The organism is Erythrobacter westpacificensis, from assembly GCF_039542285.1.
Taxonomy (GTDB): Bacteria; Pseudomonadota; Alphaproteobacteria; order Sphingomonadales; family Sphingomonadaceae; genus Alteraurantiacibacter; species Alteraurantiacibacter westpacificensis.
Map to the genome: position 1 here is coordinate 350,950 of NZ_BAABHV010000010.1, position 17,038 is coordinate 367,987.

The 17,038-nt window shown below is 64.9% G+C and carries 19 protein-coding genes; 7 read left to right on the forward strand and 12 right to left on the reverse strand.

Annotation, left to right across the window (positions count from 1 at the left end; genetic code table 11):
* Window positions 1-127 precede the first annotated feature (127 nt).
* The gene (locus ABFX23_RS09675; RefSeq protein WP_346032856.1) at window positions 128-979 is read left to right on the forward strand and encodes an arylamine N-acetyltransferase family protein; all 852 of its coding nucleotides are present in this window, start codon (window positions 128-130) and stop codon (window positions 977-979) included.
* Here the strand turns inward: ABFX23_RS09675 and ABFX23_RS09680 are convergent.
* From ABFX23_RS09680 to ABFX23_RS09695, 4 genes are all read right to left on the reverse strand, one after another.
* Window positions 976-3,912, reverse strand: coding sequence for a CHAT domain-containing protein (locus ABFX23_RS09680; RefSeq protein WP_346032857.1), 2,937 nt, complete (start codon window positions 3,910-3,912; stop codon window positions 976-978). The two genes, ABFX23_RS09675 and ABFX23_RS09680, sit on opposite strands and share 4 nt — an antisense overlap.
* Before the next feature lie 66 nt (window positions 3,913-3,978).
* Window positions 3,979-4,260 carry a hypothetical protein gene (locus tag ABFX23_RS09685; RefSeq protein ID WP_346032858.1) on the reverse strand — a complete coding sequence of 94 codons (282 nt, stop codon included), beginning with the start codon at window positions 4,258-4,260 and terminating at the stop codon, window positions 3,979-3,981.
* A gap of 75 nt (window positions 4,261-4,335) precedes the next feature.
* Window positions 4,336-4,662, reverse strand: a complete 327-nt coding sequence (locus ABFX23_RS09690; protein ID WP_346032859.1) for a hypothetical protein — start codon at window positions 4,660-4,662, stop codon at window positions 4,336-4,338.
* Between the two features lie 256 nt (window positions 4,663-4,918).
* Window positions 4,919-6,970: a ribonucleoside-diphosphate reductase subunit alpha gene (locus ABFX23_RS09695; RefSeq protein ID WP_346032860.1), complete on the reverse strand. Its 2,052-nt coding sequence runs from the start codon at window positions 6,968-6,970 to the stop codon at window positions 4,919-4,921.
* A gap of 633 nt (window positions 6,971-7,603) precedes the next feature.
* Here ABFX23_RS09695 and ABFX23_RS09700 point away from each other — a divergent pair.
* Window positions 7,604-7,822 carry a hypothetical protein gene (locus ABFX23_RS09700; protein ID WP_346032861.1) on the forward strand — a complete coding sequence of 73 codons (219 nt, stop codon included), beginning with the start codon at window positions 7,604-7,606 and terminating at the stop codon, window positions 7,820-7,822.
* An 81-nt stretch (window positions 7,823-7,903) separates the two neighbouring features.
* Here the strand turns inward: ABFX23_RS09700 and ABFX23_RS09705 are convergent, their stop codons facing one another.
* Entirely contained in the window at window positions 7,904-8,179 is a 276-nt protein-coding gene (locus ABFX23_RS09705) for a hypothetical protein (protein WP_346032862.1), read from the reverse strand.
* 181 nt (window positions 8,180-8,360) lie between these two features.
* Between ABFX23_RS09705 and ABFX23_RS09710 the strand changes: the two genes are divergently transcribed.
* On the forward strand, window positions 8,361-8,660 hold the full coding sequence (locus tag ABFX23_RS09710) for a DUF1330 domain-containing protein (RefSeq protein ID WP_346032863.1): 300 nt from the start codon (window positions 8,361-8,363) through the stop codon (window positions 8,658-8,660).
* 26 nt (window positions 8,661-8,686) lie between these two features.
* On the opposite strand, the gene ABFX23_RS09715 is transcribed toward ABFX23_RS09710, so the two are convergent.
* From ABFX23_RS09715 to ABFX23_RS09730, 4 genes are all read right to left on the reverse strand, one after another.
* On the reverse strand, window positions 8,687-9,502 hold the full coding sequence (locus tag ABFX23_RS09715) for a universal stress protein (protein WP_346032864.1): 816 nt from the start codon (window positions 9,500-9,502) through the stop codon (window positions 8,687-8,689).
* A gap of 86 nt (window positions 9,503-9,588) precedes the next feature.
* Window positions 9,589-10,488 (reverse strand): alpha/beta fold hydrolase, encoded by a 900-nt coding sequence (locus ABFX23_RS09720; protein ID WP_346032865.1) that lies wholly within the window; start codon window positions 10,486-10,488, stop codon window positions 9,589-9,591.
* Window positions 10,489-10,502: 14 nt separating this feature from the next.
* Window positions 10,503-12,095: an L-aspartate oxidase gene (nadB, locus tag ABFX23_RS09725; protein WP_346032866.1), complete on the reverse strand. Its 1,593-nt coding sequence runs from the start codon at window positions 12,093-12,095 to the stop codon at window positions 10,503-10,505.
* A 336-nt stretch (window positions 12,096-12,431) separates the two neighbouring features.
* The gene (locus ABFX23_RS09730; protein ID WP_346032867.1) at window positions 12,432-13,394 is read right to left on the reverse strand and encodes an ABC transporter ATP-binding protein; all 963 of its coding nucleotides are present in this window, start codon (window positions 13,392-13,394) and stop codon (window positions 12,432-12,434) included.
* Window positions 13,395-13,450: 56 nt separating this feature from the next.
* Here ABFX23_RS09730 and ABFX23_RS09735 point away from each other — a divergent pair, with 56 nt between their 5' ends.
* From ABFX23_RS09735 to ABFX23_RS09750, 4 genes are all read left to right on the forward strand, one after another.
* Complete coding sequence (locus ABFX23_RS09735) at window positions 13,451-13,693, forward strand: zinc-finger domain-containing protein (RefSeq protein ID WP_346032868.1); 243 nt, start codon at window positions 13,451-13,453, stop codon at window positions 13,691-13,693.
* A 100-nt stretch (window positions 13,694-13,793) separates the two neighbouring features.
* Window positions 13,794-14,204, forward strand: a complete 411-nt coding sequence (locus tag ABFX23_RS09740; RefSeq protein ID WP_346032869.1) for a hypothetical protein — start codon at window positions 13,794-13,796, stop codon at window positions 14,202-14,204.
* Window positions 14,205-14,211: 7 nt separating this feature from the next.
* Window positions 14,212-14,766 (forward strand): DUF924 family protein, encoded by a 555-nt coding sequence (locus ABFX23_RS09745; RefSeq protein ID WP_346032870.1) that lies wholly within the window; start codon window positions 14,212-14,214, stop codon window positions 14,764-14,766.
* Between the two features lie 73 nt (window positions 14,767-14,839).
* Window positions 14,840-15,394 carry a beta-class carbonic anhydrase gene (locus ABFX23_RS09750; RefSeq protein WP_346032871.1) on the forward strand — a complete coding sequence of 185 codons (555 nt, stop codon included), beginning with the start codon at window positions 14,840-14,842 and terminating at the stop codon, window positions 15,392-15,394.
* Here ABFX23_RS09750 and ABFX23_RS09755 read toward each other — a convergent pair.
* From ABFX23_RS09755 to ABFX23_RS09765, 3 genes are read right to left on the reverse strand one after another with little or no spacing between them, the layout of a single operon-like run.
* The gene (locus ABFX23_RS09755) at window positions 15,391-16,053 is read right to left on the reverse strand and encodes an endonuclease III domain-containing protein (protein WP_346032872.1); all 663 of its coding nucleotides are present in this window, start codon (window positions 16,051-16,053) and stop codon (window positions 15,391-15,393) included. The genes ABFX23_RS09750 and ABFX23_RS09755 overlap by 4 nt on opposite strands.
* A complete protein-coding gene (locus tag ABFX23_RS09760; RefSeq protein ID WP_346032873.1) occupies window positions 16,046-16,273 on the reverse strand; it encodes a YrhK family protein in 228 nt (75 codons plus the stop codon). Before ABFX23_RS09760 ends, ABFX23_RS09755 begins: the two co-directional genes overlap by 8 nt.
* Window positions 16,274-16,288: 15 nt before the next feature.
* Entirely contained in the window at window positions 16,289-17,002 is a 714-nt protein-coding gene (locus ABFX23_RS09765; protein ID WP_346032874.1) for an endonuclease III domain-containing protein, read from the reverse strand.
* Window positions 17,003-17,038: the final 36 nt, after the last annotated feature.

Consider the following 17,038-nt stretch of genomic DNA (forward strand, 5'->3'; position numbering starts at 1 on the left):
AAAGTCCCTCAGATGCTGTTGCAACTCATTTGCAACAATTCCTAACTGCCTTTGTTATGCGCGCAAGCCCCGATTTGCCTCAAGTCGCAAATTGTCGCCTTCGGCAACCTGGCTTATGGGAAAGGGCATGATGCAGCCCGACCAGATCGACGCCTACCTGGCGCGCATCGGCCTCGAGGAGCCGCCTGTTCGCGATCCCGCAGGGCTGGCGGCCTTGCAGGCCGCGCATCGCCGGTCGATTCCCTTCGAGAACCTCGACATTCCCCTCGGCCGCGGCATCGCCTGCGACAGCGACTCCGCTTTCGCCAAGCTGGTGACGCGGCGGCGCGGCGGATACTGTTTCGAACACAATCGCCTGCTGACAGACGTGCTGGCCAGCCTCAGCTTCGACGTACGCCTGCTGCTCGCGCGCGTGCTGCTAGGCAATCCACCCGAGCTCACGCCGCGCACCCATTGCCTTGTGCTGGTGGAATTCGGCGACGAGCAGTGGATTGCGGACGCGGGATTCGGCGGCTCCTACGCACCGCCGATGCCATTGGAGGGCGGCGTGCAGACCACGACGGGCGATGGCGTACAGCACCGCCTGACGCGCATCGGCAACGAGGGGGACCTGCCGGGAAGCTGGCTCCTGGAGCGCATGGGACCAAGGCTCGCCACCGATGGCCGGGCCGGGAGCGACGATGCGTGGGAACCGCAGTTCGCTTTCGACACCGCGCAGGTGGCCGATGCCGACATGGCGTTGGGCAACCACTGGTCGGCCACCCATCCCACTTCGCGTTTCACCAATGCCTGCGTTGCCAGCCTGTGCCTGCCCGATGGCTTCGCCAGCCTGGTCGACCGGCAACTGACGGTGTGGCGTAAGCGCGAGGAAACGCAGCGCATCACGCTGGAGACACCGCGGGATTATGGCCGCTGCCTGGCAGACCGCTTCGGTCTCCACCTCTCCGATGAAGAGGTGGCGCGTCTGCCGCTGTTCTAGTTTTCAAGTATCACGAACGGTGCCCAGATCGCCGGATGGGCGGCATCCGGGATGTCTGTGCGCGCCATCAGGGCAAGCTGCGCCTGACGCAGCGCCTCTGCCCGCGAAAGGCCCTGCGCCGCGCCGCGCACGGTATCGACGCTGAGCACTGCGGCGGCATCGTCGCGCACGCGCCAGTGGCTCAGCATCAGGCTGCGCGCGCCTGCCTGGGCAAAGGCGGTGGCGAGGCCGGAATAGACAGGCGCGCCGCCGTCGGCACCCGATGCGGTGTTGCAGGCGGACAGGATTACCCAGTCCGCATCCAGCTTCAGTTGCGCGATCTCGCTCGCCCCCAGCAGGCCGTCCTCGCCGCTGTCCTTGCCCCGCGTGCCGAGCAGCAAGGCAGGCTCCCACAGGTTGCGCAGTTCCCCGGCAACGAGGCCGTGGGTGGCAAAGGCGATCACGCGCGCTTTCGACAGGTCGGCGCGCTTGAAGTTCTCCTCCGCCGCATCGCTGCCCACCAGCAGCACATCGTCGCCGGGCAGGGCATCGGCCAAGGCCAGAAGCTCGGCATCGGCGGTCAAAAGGGGCGGCAGGTCGGCGATGCTGTCTGCCGCAGGCCGTCCCGAACGGAACAGGCCCGCAAGCCGGACTTCGCCGCCGCTCACTCCGGGTAGCTCGGCACCGCCGATCCCGGCGAAGGTCGACACGTCGCTGCCGAGCGGGCGAGATTGCCCCCGACCCTCGGCGAACACGGCGAGATTGCCGATCACCTGCGAGGCAGCCTCGCGCACCAGCCAAGGCGCGGAAGCGAGGTCATCCCCGGCCTGCCCCGTCAGGAGTATCGCCAGCGGCAGGCTGGCGAGCGACTGTCCGCCGTAGAGATAAACCCGATCGTAACCCGAGACCCCTTGCGGGAAGAGTTGCCCGAAAAGCGCGTGGGCGGCATCGGCGGGGAAGGCATCGAGCTCGCTGGCCGGGGCGACGGCCTCGCGAAGCGCTGCCACGTTGGCGCGCAGGCTTTCACCGTCCACCGCGCTCCAGGTCATGCCGCCGCTATCCACCTGGGTCACCCAGCTACCGGATTTCGTCTCGACCGGGATGATGACCACCTCGCCCTCCTCCAGCGACAGGCGCAGCCGTTCGAGCGATACCGGCTGCGGGCGGATCCGGGCGATGAAATCGGGATGATGCGCAACCAGCCGCGCCAGCAGTTCCTCCGCTTCCCTGTCCAGCCTGTCGCGCTGGGCATCGAGCGCCTCTGCCGCTTCCTCGACCTGGTCTTCCGACAGCCCCAGCGCAATGCGCCGCTCCACTAGTCGCAGGCGGCGGTTGGTGTCGACAAGCCGGCGGTGCAGCGCGAAGGCATCGCTTGCTTCGCCGCTGCGCTCATCGGTGGCGCGGCGCTGCGTCAGCGCGAGTTCCGATAGCGTGAGGATCTGCAAGGCGCCGAAGGCGCGGTCCTCGTCCCCGGCGGCGAGCGCGGTTTCGAGGTACAGCAGCATGGCGGGGGAATTGGCGCTCGCCTGCCGCGCAATGTCGCGGTCGGCCGCGCGCACGTCGGAAAGCTTGCCGACCAGCTCTGCTGCAACCGGGTCCAGCGCCTGCCACAGCGCGTCGCCGCCTGCCGCCGCATCGCCATCGCGCTGGCGCAGGCGGGCGAGCAGCATCTCGCCGAAGATACGGTCGTTGTTGGCAGGGATCAGCCGTTCCACCACGATCGGCACCCAGCGTTCCGCCAGCGCGCGCGCCTGCTCTGCCTCGCCGCGCCGGTATAGCTGGTAGGCATGCTCGATATGGAAGTTCGCCAGGGCAGGGCTGCGCGGATCGAGCATGTCCTCCAGCACCGGCTGCGCATCGGCGATGCGCTGTGCGTAGAGGTCCCATTCGCCAAGCGATGCCGCCAGCCGCGCGCGCCTGCGCAGGAACCCGGCGAGCGTGTTCGGGTCCATCAGGTCGCGGTGCCGCTCCAGTATCGCCGTCGCCGCGCCCGACAGGACGCTCGCTTCCTGCAGGCGCCCCGTTTCCTCCAGCGCCACGGCGAGGACCATCTGCGAGGCCGCGGTATAGGGATGCTCGTCGCCCAGCTGCGCCCGGCGCACATCCAGCGTTTCGCGGATCACCGGGATCGCCTCGCCGTACAGCGTCAGGTCCAGCAGCGCCTGGCCCAGCGTGTTGAGGACATAGCCGTACCACGCATGGTCGCGGCCAAGGTTCGCGCGGGCCAGCGCCTCCGCCTCGCGCGCCACGCGCACGGCCTCGGTATCGCGGCCCGTCTCGTTCAGCAGCGAGGCGAGACTGTCGAGCCGCTTGATGATTTCCAGCGCGTCGTCCGGCCCGGCGGCCCGCTGTTCGTCCAGCGCAAGACGCATCAGGTCGAGCGATTCCTCGTAGCGGCCCGAGGAATAGAGCACGTTGCCGAGCATGCCGAGCGCGGAGGCGACTTCCTCGTGCGGCTGGTCGTAAAGCCCCTGCCGGATGGAGAGCGCGAGGCGCGCGGCCTCCTCGGCCTCGGCCAGCCGGTTCGCGCGGCGCATCAGCACGGCGCGGTTGATCGCCATCTCGGCCACCGTTTCGGGCGCACTGCCGTCCTCGGCATAGACCTCGGCAGCACGGTCGAACCAGGTCGCGGCCTCGTCCAGCTGTTGCAGCGCGTAGTGCGTGGTGCCGATCATCGCGAGCAGTTCGCCCCGCTGGCGGGCGGAAACGGCAGCGGTATCGGTCTCCACCTCTGCCTGAAGCGCCATCAGCGCGGCCAGCGTCGCCGCCGGGTCGCCCTCGCGGTCGGCATCGGCCCAGTGCTGGATACGCTCTGACAGCGAAGCGTCAGCGGGAGGGGGCGCTGCGGCCTCCGCGACGTCCTGCGCCAGAACCGGCCCAACAATGACAGACGTGGCCAGCATCGCCGCCGCCAGCTTCAGCCCGGCGCGCGCCGCCGCGAAATGGTGTGTCATGTATTCCCCGAAGAACCCCTGTTCGGGAACGCAGACTATCCCGCCGCCCGCAAAAAGGAAGAGGAATTACCGGCGTTTCTTCGAGCCGAAGACACTGCCACCACCCAGCACCGTGATGCCGAGGAAGAAGCCGAAATCGTACCACCCGCCCGAATTGGGCACGGCGTAGACGGCGATGTCGTCCGAGAACAGCGAGCCGACCCAAGCGAAGGGGAAGACGAAGCCGTGCCACAGCCCCCACCAGAAGCCGGGCGCCCCGCCATCGCGCACCACGCCCGCGTCGACCTGGCTGGCGCAGGCGGAGAGGGTGAGGAGGAGGGCAAGTGCCGCGTATCTGGCAATATGCATAACCTTGTTCTTCTCCCCCAGCTGATAGTGCGGTGGGGCCGAACGATCTGATCGGCCGGCCCCTTCGCCGCTGATTTAGTATCCGGCCAACGCGTTCGCTTGCTTCACGTCACAATTAGGCATTAGCCCTTTGAGCGTGGCGGGATATGAAATGTTGCCGCGGGCAACAGCCCGGTCGAAGCCGACATCCATAATAAGCAGCTTGTCTCGGTGTGGCGAGAATTGGGTCATATAGAGCCGATGCTCTAGCATGCCGAGCGTTTCATTTGTGCCGACGAGACAGAACGATGTCGTCTCATCCCACAAGCGATCACACATACGAATTGCGGACATCAAGCTGTCGTATCGCTCGTCGTAGGTAGTATCGAATTTGATCGAAAAACTTATAGCGAAAACATTCATTGCGTTGCCTTTCTCAGGTTAACGCAATCGCCTTGACCTACAGAGCAAATGGGACGATTGTCCTCGTGCTGAAAAAGCTCATGCCCACCGGCGATTGCAGATCGTGGTGGTATGATCCGGGGGCCGAGGTAACGACTCGGCCCCCTTTTCATGTCAAAAACCAATCTGCCTTCTACTGCTTTTCGAGTCGAGGATTCGGCCGTCACTTATCCCCATTGTTTCCACAGGGGTGTGGATAACTAATTGGGCGCGTAAATCACTGACAAGCCAGACACTCGTCGTAGTCGGTCGTCGGCAGTTCGTACTTCGAGGGTTCGGCGGTGTTGTCCGCTTCCACGCCGCCGGCGAAACCGGCGCGCTGCACGCTCTTCGAACGCAGGTAGTAGAGCGACTTGATGCCTTTCTCCCACGCCTGGAAGTGCAGCATGGCAAGGTCCCACTTGTCGACATCGGCCGGGATGAACAGGTTCAGCGACTGCGCCTGGTCGATGAAGGGCGCGCGGTCGGCAGCGAATTCGAGCAGCCAGCGCTGGTCGATCTCGAAGCTGGTCTTGAACGCGGCCTTTTCTTCCGCCGTCAGGAAGTCGAGGTGCTGGACGGAGCCGCCCTTTTCCAGGATCGAGTTCCAGATCGCGGTGGAGTTCTTGCTCTTCTTGTCGAGCAGCTTTTCCAGGTACGGGTTCTTCACCACGAAGCTGCCCGAAAGCGTCTTGTGAGTGTAGATGTTCGCCGGGATCGGCTCGATGCAGGCACTGGTGCCGCCGCAGATGATGGAGATCGACGCGGTCGGCGCGATCGCCATCTTGCAGCTGAAACGCTCCATCGCGCCCATTTCCTCGGCGTCGGGGCACGGCCCGCGTTCCTTGGCCAGCATCATGCTCGCCTCGTTCGCCTTGGCGTTGATGTGCTTGAACATCTTGAGGTTCCACACCTTCGCCATCGGGGACTCGAAGCCGATGTTCTTGCTTTGCAGGAAGGAGTGGAAGCCCATCACGCCCATGCCGACGCTGCGTTCGCGCATGGCCGAGTATTTGGCGCGGGCCATTTCCTCGGGCGCGCGGTCGATATAGTCCTGCAGCACGTTGTCGAGGAAACGCATCACGTCCTCGATGAAAGTCTTGTCGCCGTTCCACTCGTCCCACTTTTCGAGGTTGAGCGAGGACAGGCAGCACACCGCCGTGCGATCGTTGCCGAGGTGGTCGACGCCGGTCGGCAGGGTGATTTCGGAGCACAGGTTGGAGGTGGAAACCTTCAGGCCCAGGTCGCGGTGGTGCTTTGGCATCATGCGGTTCACCGTGTCGGAGAACACGATGTAGGGCTCACCTGTTGCAAGGCGGGTCTCGACCAGCTTCTGGAACAGCGAGCGGGCATCCACTTCGCCGCGCACCGAGCCGTCCTTGGGGGACTTGAGCTGGAACTTCTCGCCAGCGCGCACGGCTTCCATGAACTCGTCGGTCAGCAGCACGCCGTGGTGCAGGTTCAGCGCCTTGCGATTGAAGTCGCCCGAGGGCTTGCGGATTTCGAGGAACTCCTCGATTTCCGGGTGGTGCACGTCGATGTAGCAGGCGGCCGAGCCGCGGCGCAGCGAGCCCTGCGAGATCGCCAGCGTCAGGCTGTCCATCACGCGCACGAAGGGAATGATGCCGCTGGTCTTGCCGTTGAGGCCGACAGGCTCGCCAATGCCGCGCACGTTGCCCCAGTAGGTGCCGATGCCGCCGCCCTTGGAAGCGAGCCACACGTTCTCGTTCCAGGTGCCGACGATGCCGTCGAGGCTGTCGGACACCGAGTTCAGGTAGCACGAGATCGGCAGGCCGCGCCCGGTGCCGCCGTTCGAGAGAACGGGCGTTGCGGGCATGAACCAGAGGTTGGAAATGTAGTCGTACAGACGCTGCGCGTGTTCCTGATCGTCTGCATAGGCATCGGCCACGCGGGCGAACAGGTCCTGATAGGTCTCGTTCGGCAGCAGGTAGCGGTCGTTCAGCGTTTCCTTGCCGAAATCGGTGAGGTTCGCGTCGCGCGCCGGATCGGTCTTGATCTTGAAGCGGCGCGGGTTGACCGTTTTCGAATCGCTCTGAGGTTTGAGCGCAGCCTTGGCGGCTTCGGCCAGCGCTTCCGCAGCCGCTTCACTCACCAGCTCTTCGCTGCCCAGGTCCGTCTTTTCCATGCTTACCGCTTTCTCGTCGGAGCCTTTTGCTCCCGTTGTATTCGTATTGCCAGACTTGGGTTTCGTGGCCGGCTTGGTTTCGGTGTCGCCCGCAGTCTGTTCGTCGAGCCCCATTGCCGTCTCGTCAGTGTTCCGAAATTCCATTTCGCCCAAGTCCCCGTCTGTCGTGGAGGGTATCCGGATCCCCCGGTTCCTCCGCATGATATCCGCATGATCTGCGAATCGAGACCGGCAGGCTGCCAGTGACTCTCCGCCCATGCATCGGCGGGAATTTATTTATCCCCCGCCGCCTGTTTCGAGCCTGCCGCGCGAGCCTTCCAGAGCGATTCGGGACTATTTGCGCGATCGTTGTCGCGCCGCCCCATATCTAGGTCTAGTAGGTCCACCCGGCAAGTCGACCACCACCAGTTGTGAATCACACGGGACTCGGGCGCAAGAGGGTTAAGTGCGATTTACCGCGCAGCCGGGGTTTGCGAGCCGGTGTCTGGCACAGGCAATACGGCGCGACGCGTGGATGGTCCTCGACTCCCGCGCAGCGCAAGAGGAAAAACCAAACTGCGGAAAAAAAGGTGCCGCGGTGCGACTGCGTGAATCAATCGAATCAGGCCGCGCAATTTTGCGTCCCGGCAACATGCCCCGGCGGTCCGGCCGCGCGAGTCTTCGCCACTCCGCAGCCTCCGTGATAACCCGATGATAACCATGTGCCGATAAGGCCGGTCTTGATTGGCACCGTCAGCGGGAAAGACGGTCACAGGAAAGGCAAGCGGAGCACACACGATGATCGCCTTCTTCAAAGCGATTCCATTCGGTATCTTCCTCACCCTGATCGTCGCCCTGTTCATGGGATCGGGCGGGACGAGCGGCGGTGTGCTGCACGTCTTCCCATTCGACGTGCAATACGAGGACATGGGCCTCGATTTCCGCCTCTACTGGAGCTGGGCACTGTTCCTGGCCGGAACGGGGCTGTCGTTCTTCATCATCCTGATGATGGAATAGCCTGCGAACGCGAAAGGCCCCCGCATCGCTGCGAGGGCCTTCCTGCAACCGACCATCGGTCGGATTCGCGTGAAGCGAGGATTATTCCATTTCGTCGGCGCGCTCGTTGATCGCGTCGGCAGCATTGTCACCGATGTCGTCGATTTCCTCGGCGCGTTCGTTGAGCATGTCTTCCTGCGCGTCGGTCGGCGCTTCGTCGGCCATTTCTTCCAGCTGGCCGGCACGATCGTCGCCCACGTTTTCAATGGCGTCGGCCTGCTCTTCCAGCATGTCGCCACGTTCTTCCACGGCGCTGTCCTCGCCGCAGGCGGCAAGTGCGAGAGCGGGAGCGGTGGCGATGAGAATAAGCTTTTTCATTACATTTCCTTCCCGGCGACGAACGCCGTTTCCTCTTTCGATTGCCCCACCAACGGGCGCGGGGCCGGTTGGTTTCAAAAAAGGCGGAAAAAAGGCAGTCTGGCAGATGAACGAAACGGGCCGGAACGGTGGACACGCCGCGCTTTCGCGGGGCATGTGAGCCGTGAAGGGAGAACAAAAAATGCCGGGATATGTCATCGCCCATTACAAGGTCACCGACAACGAAGGGATCGGGAAATACGTGGAAGCGGTCATGCCCATCCTCGCGGCCCGCGGGGGCGAGGCCGTGGTGGTGGATACGGGCAGCCAGGTCATGGAAGGCGATGCCCCGCACCAGAGCGTGGTGGTGAAATTCCCCACCGTCGCGGCGGCCAGGGCATTCTACGATTCGCCCGAGTACCAGGCAGTGCGCCACCTGCGCACCGACAGCTCAACCGACGGTTCGCTCGTAATCGTGGAAGGCGTGGAAGGGCCGGACTGACAGGGGAAGACCGACAGGGCCACCGCTCAGGCGACGCGCGGCCCGATCACGAGCGTATCGGCATCGGCGTTTTCCAGCACGGCGCTTGCCTGGCTGCCGATCGTCGCGTGGCGAAACCCGCTTTCGCCCTGCGATCCCACGGCGACGAGATCGATGCCCTCCTCGCCTGTCACCTGGTTGACGGCGGCACACAGGTTGCCGCGCACGAGGTGGGTCTTGATGCGAGACTGCACGTCCTGCGGCAAGTCATCGCACATGGCGGCGAGTTTCTCACGCGCCTCGCTCTCGATCTCGTCGGCCACGTACTTGGCCTTGTTCCACGCCTCGAACGGTACGTAGAAGGCATGCAGCAGGTGCAGTTCCGCATCCGGGAAAACCGAAGCGACCCAGTCTATCGCCTCGCGTGAAGGGTCGGAGAAGTCCGTGGCCACCAGGATCTTGCCATAGCCGCGATGCGGGCGTTTCTTGACCACCACTACGGGCTTGCCGGTGCCCCTGATCACGCGGTCCACGGCCGTCCCCAGGAAGTAGTCGCCAACCGAATTGAAGCGCGCCACGCCGAGCACGATCATCGCCGCGTCCACATCCTCCGCATGGCCTGCAATGGCAGCGGGCACGGACCCTTCGGGGTAGCTGAAGGTCACTGGCACATCGGTTTCCGGCAGGACAGCGCGCATGCGTTCATCCAGCGCGGCGGTGTCCAGCTTGTTGCCCGGCGCATATTCGATCGCGTGAACCAGTTCGACATCGCGGCCCAGCTCCTTGCCGAGCATCAGCGCACGATCCACCGCGCGATCGGCGCGGGCCGAAAAGTCGGTTGCAACGACGATGGATCCAGTCATGGCCTCAAATCTCCTGTCTCTGTTCACGAGACAGAATGATACATTGTGTCCTGATGCGTCAAGACTTCCCCGCGCTTGCGCGCGTACTATGACGCTGCGGCAGTCGCCGCCCGCGCGTGCCGGGCGATTTCTTCGGCCAGCCGCTCCACCAGTTCCAGCGGAACATCGTGTCCCCAGCCGGGAATGGTCCTGATCCTCGCATTGGGGATCGCCGCGGCAGTCGCGTGGCCGTGGGCCACGGGGATGAGCGGATCATCCTCCCCGTGCAGCACCAGCGTGGGTGCCTCGATCCGGCCGAGCATGTTCGAACGATCGCCATCGGCGATGATCGCCGCCATCTGCCGCACCGGCCCCTGCAGGTAGACGCTGCGCTGCACCAGTGCGCGGGTGCGCGCCTCCAGCCGCTCTTCGGGAGCGGGGAAACCGGGAGAGCCGATGGTGCGGGCCACGGACTTGCCGTGCTCCACCAGCACATCCTCGTCGAGCGAGGCAGGCCGCTGCGTCAGCGCCTTGATCGCCTCGCGCCGAGACTTCGGCAGTTTGGGATTGCCGGTGGTCGAGAAGATCGAGGTGAGCGAGCGGACCTTTTCCGGATGCCGCGCGGCGAGATGCTGGGCGATCATGCCGCCCATGCTGCCGCCCACCACGTGCGCGCTTTCGATGCCCAGTCCGTCCAGCACCCCGGCACTGTCCTCCGCCATATCGGCCAGCGTGTAGGGCACGCGGGGCCGCAGGCCGATGCGGCGCATCAGGGCGTGGCGCACCACGCCGGGCGCCTTCGCCCCGTCGAACTTGTGGCTGAGGCCGATGTCGCGGTTGTCGTGCCGGATCACCCGGAAGCCGTGTCCTGCCAGCGCCTCCACCAGTTCCATCGGCCACAGGATCATCTGCGCGCCCAGCCCCATGATCAGCAGCACCGGCTCCGCATCGGCGGGGCCGTACTCGTCGTAATGGATGGTGATGCCGTTGGCGGTGATCTCGGGCATGGCTTTCCTCGTCCTTAGGGCACCAGCACGGTATCGCTAGGCACCTCGTCCAGCTCTGGATAATCGAGCGTGTAATGCAGGCCGCGGCTCTCGTGCCGCCTCAGCGCGCTCTGCACGATCAGGTCGGCGCACTGGTGCAGGTTCCTCAGTTCGATCAGGTCCGTCGTCACGCGGAAATGGCCGTAGTAGTCGTCGATCTCGCTCGCCAGCAGGTCGATGCGGTGCTTGGCCCGTTCCAGCCGCTTGGTGGTGCGCACGATGCCGACGTAGTTCCACATCATGCGCCGGATTTCGGTCCAGTTCTGCTTGATGACCACTTCCTCGTCAGAATCCGTCACGCGGGTATCGTCCCAGGCACGGATTTCGGGGGCGGCATCCAGCTTGTCCCAGCAGGCGAGGATATCGCGCGCGGCGGCATCGCCGAAGACAAAGCATTCCAGCAGCGAATTCGAGGCGAGGCGGTTGGCCCCGTGCAGGCCGCTTTCCGTCACTTCGCCCGCAGCCCACAGGCCCGGCAGGTCGGTGCGTCCAGCAAGGTCGATCACCACGCCGCCGCAGGTGTAATGCTGTGCAGGCACGACGGGGATCGGCTCCTTCGTCATGTCGATTCCCAGCCCCAGCAGCTTTTCGTGGATGGTGGGGAAATGCTCGCGCACGAATTCAGCGGGCTGGTGGCTGATGTCGAGATGCACGTAGTCGAGGCCGTAACGCTTGATCTGGTCGTCGATGGCGCGGGCCACCACGTCGCGCGGGGCCAGTTCCATGCGCTCCGCATCGTAATCGACCATGAAGCGGTGCCCGGTTTCGGGATGCAGCAGGTGCCCGCCCTCGCCCCGCACGGCCTCTGTCACGAGGAAGTTCTTGACCTCGAGATTGTAGAGGCAGGTGGGGTGGAACTGCATCATCTCCATGTTGGAGACGCGCGCGCCTGCGCGCCAGGCCATGGCGATGCCGTCTCCCGTCGCCCCGCGCGGTGCGGTGGAGAACTGGTAGACACGCCCCGCCCCGCCGGCCGCCAGCACCGTGGCGCGGGCGGTGAAAGCCTCCACCTTGCCGGTCGTGGTGTCGAGCGCATAGGCGCCCCACACCCGGCCACTGCCCGAATACTTCGCTTCGTGCCGCCCGGTGATCAGGTCCACGCAGGAATGATCGGGCAGCAGGGTTATGTTCGGGTTTTCCTCCGCCGCTTTCAGCAACGCGGCCTGCACCGCCCAGCCGGTGGCATCGTTCACGTGCACGATCCGGCGATGCGAGTGGCCACCCTCGCGCGTGAGGTGCAGGTCCCCGCTCTCGCGGTTGAACGGCACGCCAAGCTCGCACAGCCGATCGATCGCTGCGGGCGCGCCCTCGATCACGAATTCCACGGTCTCCCGGTCGTTCAGGCCGGCGCCCGCCACCATCGTATCGCGGATATGATCCTCGAAGGTGTCGCCCGCATCCAGCACGGCGGCGATCCCCCCTTGCGCCCAGGCGGTGGAGCCGCTGGTGAGCTTGCCCTTGGCCAGCACCAGCACGCGCAGCCGGGTTGCCAAGGTCAGCGCCGCCGTCAGCCCGGCAGCGCCCGAACCTATGACGAGGACGTCGTAATCGGTCGAAGGTGTTGTCATCGCGCCAAGCTTTGCCCGCTCGCCCTTGCGCCTGCAAGGCCGCAGGCACCGTGTCCGCCGCGAGGCAGGGCTATTTTGCACTTGCTAAGGGAAAATACCCATGAAATGCTGCGTCGCACAATAGACGGTCGTACGAACATCACGATTTCAGAGGGGGCAAGCCTTTGTTTCGCATCGCGTGCCTATTCAATCGTCACCGTCCCCCCGGTCGCCGCGCGAACTGGGACGGCCTCAATTTCGTCAGCCGTTGTGCCCACTGCCGCAAGCCCATCCGCCGGATGGCAAAGGGAACATGGCGCGCGGACCATGTAACGGACTGATATCGGCGCGCCGGGATCAAGCCTCGGCTTCGTTGGCCTTGCCCCGGTCGGCTTCGCCCGTAAGCTGCACGAACACGTCTTCGAGATCAGCCTCCCGCGTCGAGACATCCTCGATCGCGAAGCCCTGCTCCTGCACCTTGGCCAGCACCTGGCCAGCGGTCATCTCGCTCTTGTCGAAGGTGATTTCCATCAGTCTCTCGCCCACCGCCTCGCACTTGTGGAAGCGCGGATCGGCGGGAAGCTGGGCGATGTCCTTGTCCACGGTGACGGCCACGATCTTCTCGCCCATCATGCCCACCAGTTCGCGGGTCGGCTTGTTGGCGATCAGTTCGCCGTGGTTGATGATGGCGATCTGCTCGCACAGCTCCTCCGCCTCTTCGAGGTAGTGCGTGGTCAGCACCACCGTCACGCCCTCGGCATTGAGCTCGCCCACCAGCTCCCACAGCTGCTTGCGCAGTTCCACGTCCACGCCCGCGGTCGGTTCGTCCAGCACCAGGATCGGCGGCGAATGGACCATGGCCTTGGCGATCAGCAGCCGCCGCTTCATCCCGCCCGAAAGGGTGCGGGCATAGGCATCGCGCTTGTCTTCCAGCCGCACGGCCTTCAGCAGTTCCTCGGACCGGCGCAGCGCCTTGGATATGCCGTAGAATCCGCCCTGATTTTCCAGCACCTCGAACGGGGTGAAAAACGGGTCGAACACGATTTCCTGCGGCACGATGCCGATGTTCAGCTTCGCGTTGCGGTGGTCGCGGTCGATATCGTGACCCCAGATCTTCACGCTGCCGCCGGTCTTGTTCACCAGCCCCGCCATGATGTTGATGAGGGTAGACTTGCCCGCCCCGTTCGGCCCCAGCAGCCCGAACACGCTGCCCTGCGGAACGTCGAAGCTGACGCCCTTGAGCGCCAGCTTGGGCCCGGTGCCCTTGCTGCCGGCATATTCTTTCACCAGGTCGCGGATTTCGATTGCTGCTTCGCTCATAAGGCGCGCTCTTAGGGGCTTTTCGAGGGGCTCGTAAAGCGATAGGAGCATGGGCCATGGATCACGTACCTGAAACCACCATCGTCGATACGCCCCGCGTCTGGTGTGACGGCGCCGGAGACATCCGCGGCGGCGAGAACTACCTGCCCGCCAGCCTCGGCCATCCGCGCGTCTACATGCAGATCGACGAGAAGGGCTATGTCGATTGCGGCTACTGCGACCGGCGCTTCATCCTGAAGGGTGGCCCGATGGACGACGGCAACGTGCCCGATGCTTCCATTTCCGGGGCCGCCGCCTGATCCGCAAAGCGAATCTAAGCGGCACCAAAACCAGAACAAAAGGCGGTCAGCGCCGGTTAAGGATACAAGGTCTATCACGCTTGGCATCAGGAGAGATACCATGTTGAAAACCTTTACCATTTCCGTTGCCGCCGCCGCGATGGCGCTAGCCCTTCCCGCCGCCGCGCAGGACCGTGAAGAACGGGCAGAGCAGGCGTTCGCAGAACTCGTCGAAGGCCGCACCGCCGGTGAACCGCAGAGCTGCATCAACCTCTTCAACAGCAACCGCCTGCGCGTCGAAGAGAATGTCGGCCTCGTCTACGAACGCGGCGACACGCTGTGGGTTGCCCGTGCGCAGAACCCGCAGAACCTCGATCGGTGGGACGTGCCGGTGATCGAACGCTATGGCTCGCGCCTGTGCCGCACCGATGTGATGCGCACGATCGATCGCACCTCCGGCATGTTCAGCGGCGTGCTGTTCATCGACGATTTCGTGCCTTACACGCGCATCGAAGACGAAGCCGAAGGCTGATCCCGGCGTGGCCCTTGCCCCACGGCAATGGGCCGCCGACCTCCTGCACTTCTGGTTTCACGAGTTGACCCCCGCTGACTGGTGGGGCGGCTCCGATAAGACAGACGCGGAAATAGAAAAGCGCTTCCGGCACTGGCTGGAGGCGCTTTTCGTTTGTGCGCCTGCCAGCTTCCTGCACCACCCGCAGACCGCGCTGGCCGCCGTGCTGCTGTTCGACCAGGTGCCGCGCAACGTCTATCGTGGCACGCCGGAAGCGTTCGCCACCGATCCGCTGGCGCGGGCGATCACTTACGGTGCATTGCAGCGCGGATACCTGCCGCTGCTGGCAAGACAGCAACGCCAGTTCCTCGCCATGCCGCTTATGCACAGCGAGGATATTGCCGACCACCTGCTCAGCCTGCGCCTGTTCGCGCAGATCAACGGCGGCGCGAACCTTTCCTTCGCGCGTTCGCATTACCGCATGATCGCCCGCTTCGGACGCTATCCGCATCGCAACGAAGTGCTGGGGCGCACCAGCACGCCTGCGGAACGGCGCGCCATAGAGGCGGGGTTCGCATGGTAGGGTAGAAAGCCCTTCTGGCCCGCTCCTCGCCAAGCCGCTATCGTGCGTCGTGCCAGAATGGGGAGAGACACAGATGAGCGAAAACCTCGACAAGATCCTGCAAGCAAACGCCGCCTATGCTGCCGAATTCGGTGACAAGGCCAATCTCGCCATGCCGCCCGCGCGCGGGTTTGCCGTGCTCACCTGCATGGACGCGCGGCTCGACCCGGCCAAGTTCGCCGGGCTTGCCGAAGGCGATGCCCATGTGATCCGCAACGCCGGTGGCCGCGCCAGCGATGATGCCATCCGCTCGCTGGTGATCAGTCACAAGCTGTTGGGCACGCAGGAATTCTTCATCGTGCATCATACCGATTGCGGCATGGAGACCTTCACCGACGACATCATGCGCGGGCTGCTGCGGCAGAGCCTGGACACGGCCACCATCGACGAAAACGGCTGGCGCGACACCGGAGCGGGGCCGGGCACGACGGAGGGCGACCAGGTGGCGTGGCTGACCTTCACCGATCTGGCGCAAAGCGTGCGCGACGATGTGCTGCGAGTGAAAACCAGCCCCATGGTGCCGGACGATCTGCCGGTGCGCGGCTTCATCTACGATTGCAAGAGCGGACGGCTGGAGGAAGTGGTCTAGCTCGCCTCGCGACCAGCCACCCCGCCGTAGAACTCGCACAGGTCGTTAACCGGGCACGTTGCGCACCTGGGCGTACGCGCCTTGCACACCTGCTTGCCGAACTGGATCAGCCAGAAATGCCCGTCGCGCATGGCCCACTCGGGCGAGCGTTCTTCCAGTTGCTGCGCGGTCCTGTCCGCCGTTTTGGCCTCGGTCAGACCGATGCGGTTGCACACGCGGTGGACGTGGGTATCCACCGCGATCACGTCCTTCCCGAAGGTGAAGCTCAGCACGATATCCGCGCACTTGCGCCCGATGCCCGGCAGCGACAGCAGCCCCTCGCGGGTGTCGGGCACCACGCCGCCGTGCAGGGCCAGCAGGGTCTCGCAGAACTTGCGGATGTTACGCGCCTTCACGTTGTAGAGACCGCACGGCTTGATCGCGCGGGCCACCTGCTCGTCGCTCAGGGCCAGCATGTCCTCCGGCGTAGTCGCCAGCGCGAACAGCGCCCTGGTCGCGGCGGCGGTGTTGCGGTCCAGCGACTGGGCGGAAAGCATGCACGAGATGCACGAGCGAAAGGCATCGGGCTGGCCCTTGGGGCCCTTGGCACCCTTCGTGCGCCCCGGCATGGCTTCGGATAGGCGGCGGTAGACTTCCTCCACCCCGCTTTCGTCAATCATCGCCCGCTTCCTTCTGGATCGCCGGCAGCCGCACGAGGAATTCGCCCAGGGCGCCCACCAGCATCAGCGCAGCCCCGACGATGAACAGCCACACGCCGATGGTCTTCCATTGCTCGAACTGCGGCAGGAACAGCACGCTGCCGGCAAGGAAGGCGAAGTTCCCGATCAGGCCCAGGGCGCGGTGAATCCAGCCGAAATCGGCGACGATCGTGTGGATCATTGCTCGCATGGCGAGTCAGCGCACCGGCACCTTGCCGGTTCCGGTATCGCAGCGGGCACGGATCGGGCATGCCTCGCACTGCGGGCGCGCAGGGCGACAGTGGACCTGCCCCAGCCGCTTCACCAGTAGGTGATGCTCGTCGATGTCGGCGGCGTTCCATTCCTCGGGCAGTATCGGCATCAGCGCGGCGTAGGTGCGAGCGGTATCGGCCCTCGGCGGCACCAGCCCCGCGCGCTGCATCACCCGGCGATGGTGGCCGTCGATCACCAGCTGGCGGCGCGCGAACATGCTGGTGTTCATTACCCCTGCCGCGATCTTGCGCCCGACGCCGGGCAGCGCTTCCAGCCACGCCATCGCTTCCTCGTCCGGCAGGTTGGAAAGGTGGCGCATGTCGACCGCGCCGCGCTCCTCCATGATCGCGAGCAGGCACGCCTTCAGCCGCTCTGTCGCAACCGAGGGGAAGGTCTGGTTTCTCAGCAGCGCTTGCAAATCGCCCGCTTCGGCGCGCGCAACCGCTTCCCACGAACCGAACCGCGCCAGCAGGGCATCGGTGGAGGCGTTGGAGACAGCTGTCTTCGTCTGCGCCCCGATCACGCCCTGCACCAGCGTCCAGACAGGATCGCGGCGCCTCTCGTCCACCCGCTCGATGTGTCCGAAGGCGCCGATCAGCGCGGCGTGGATGCGCGCCAGCCTTTCGCAGCGGGGATCGGGGCCGAGGGGAAGCTCCATCGCCCTTGCTTGACGGGCGCGCGAGACAGCGTCAAT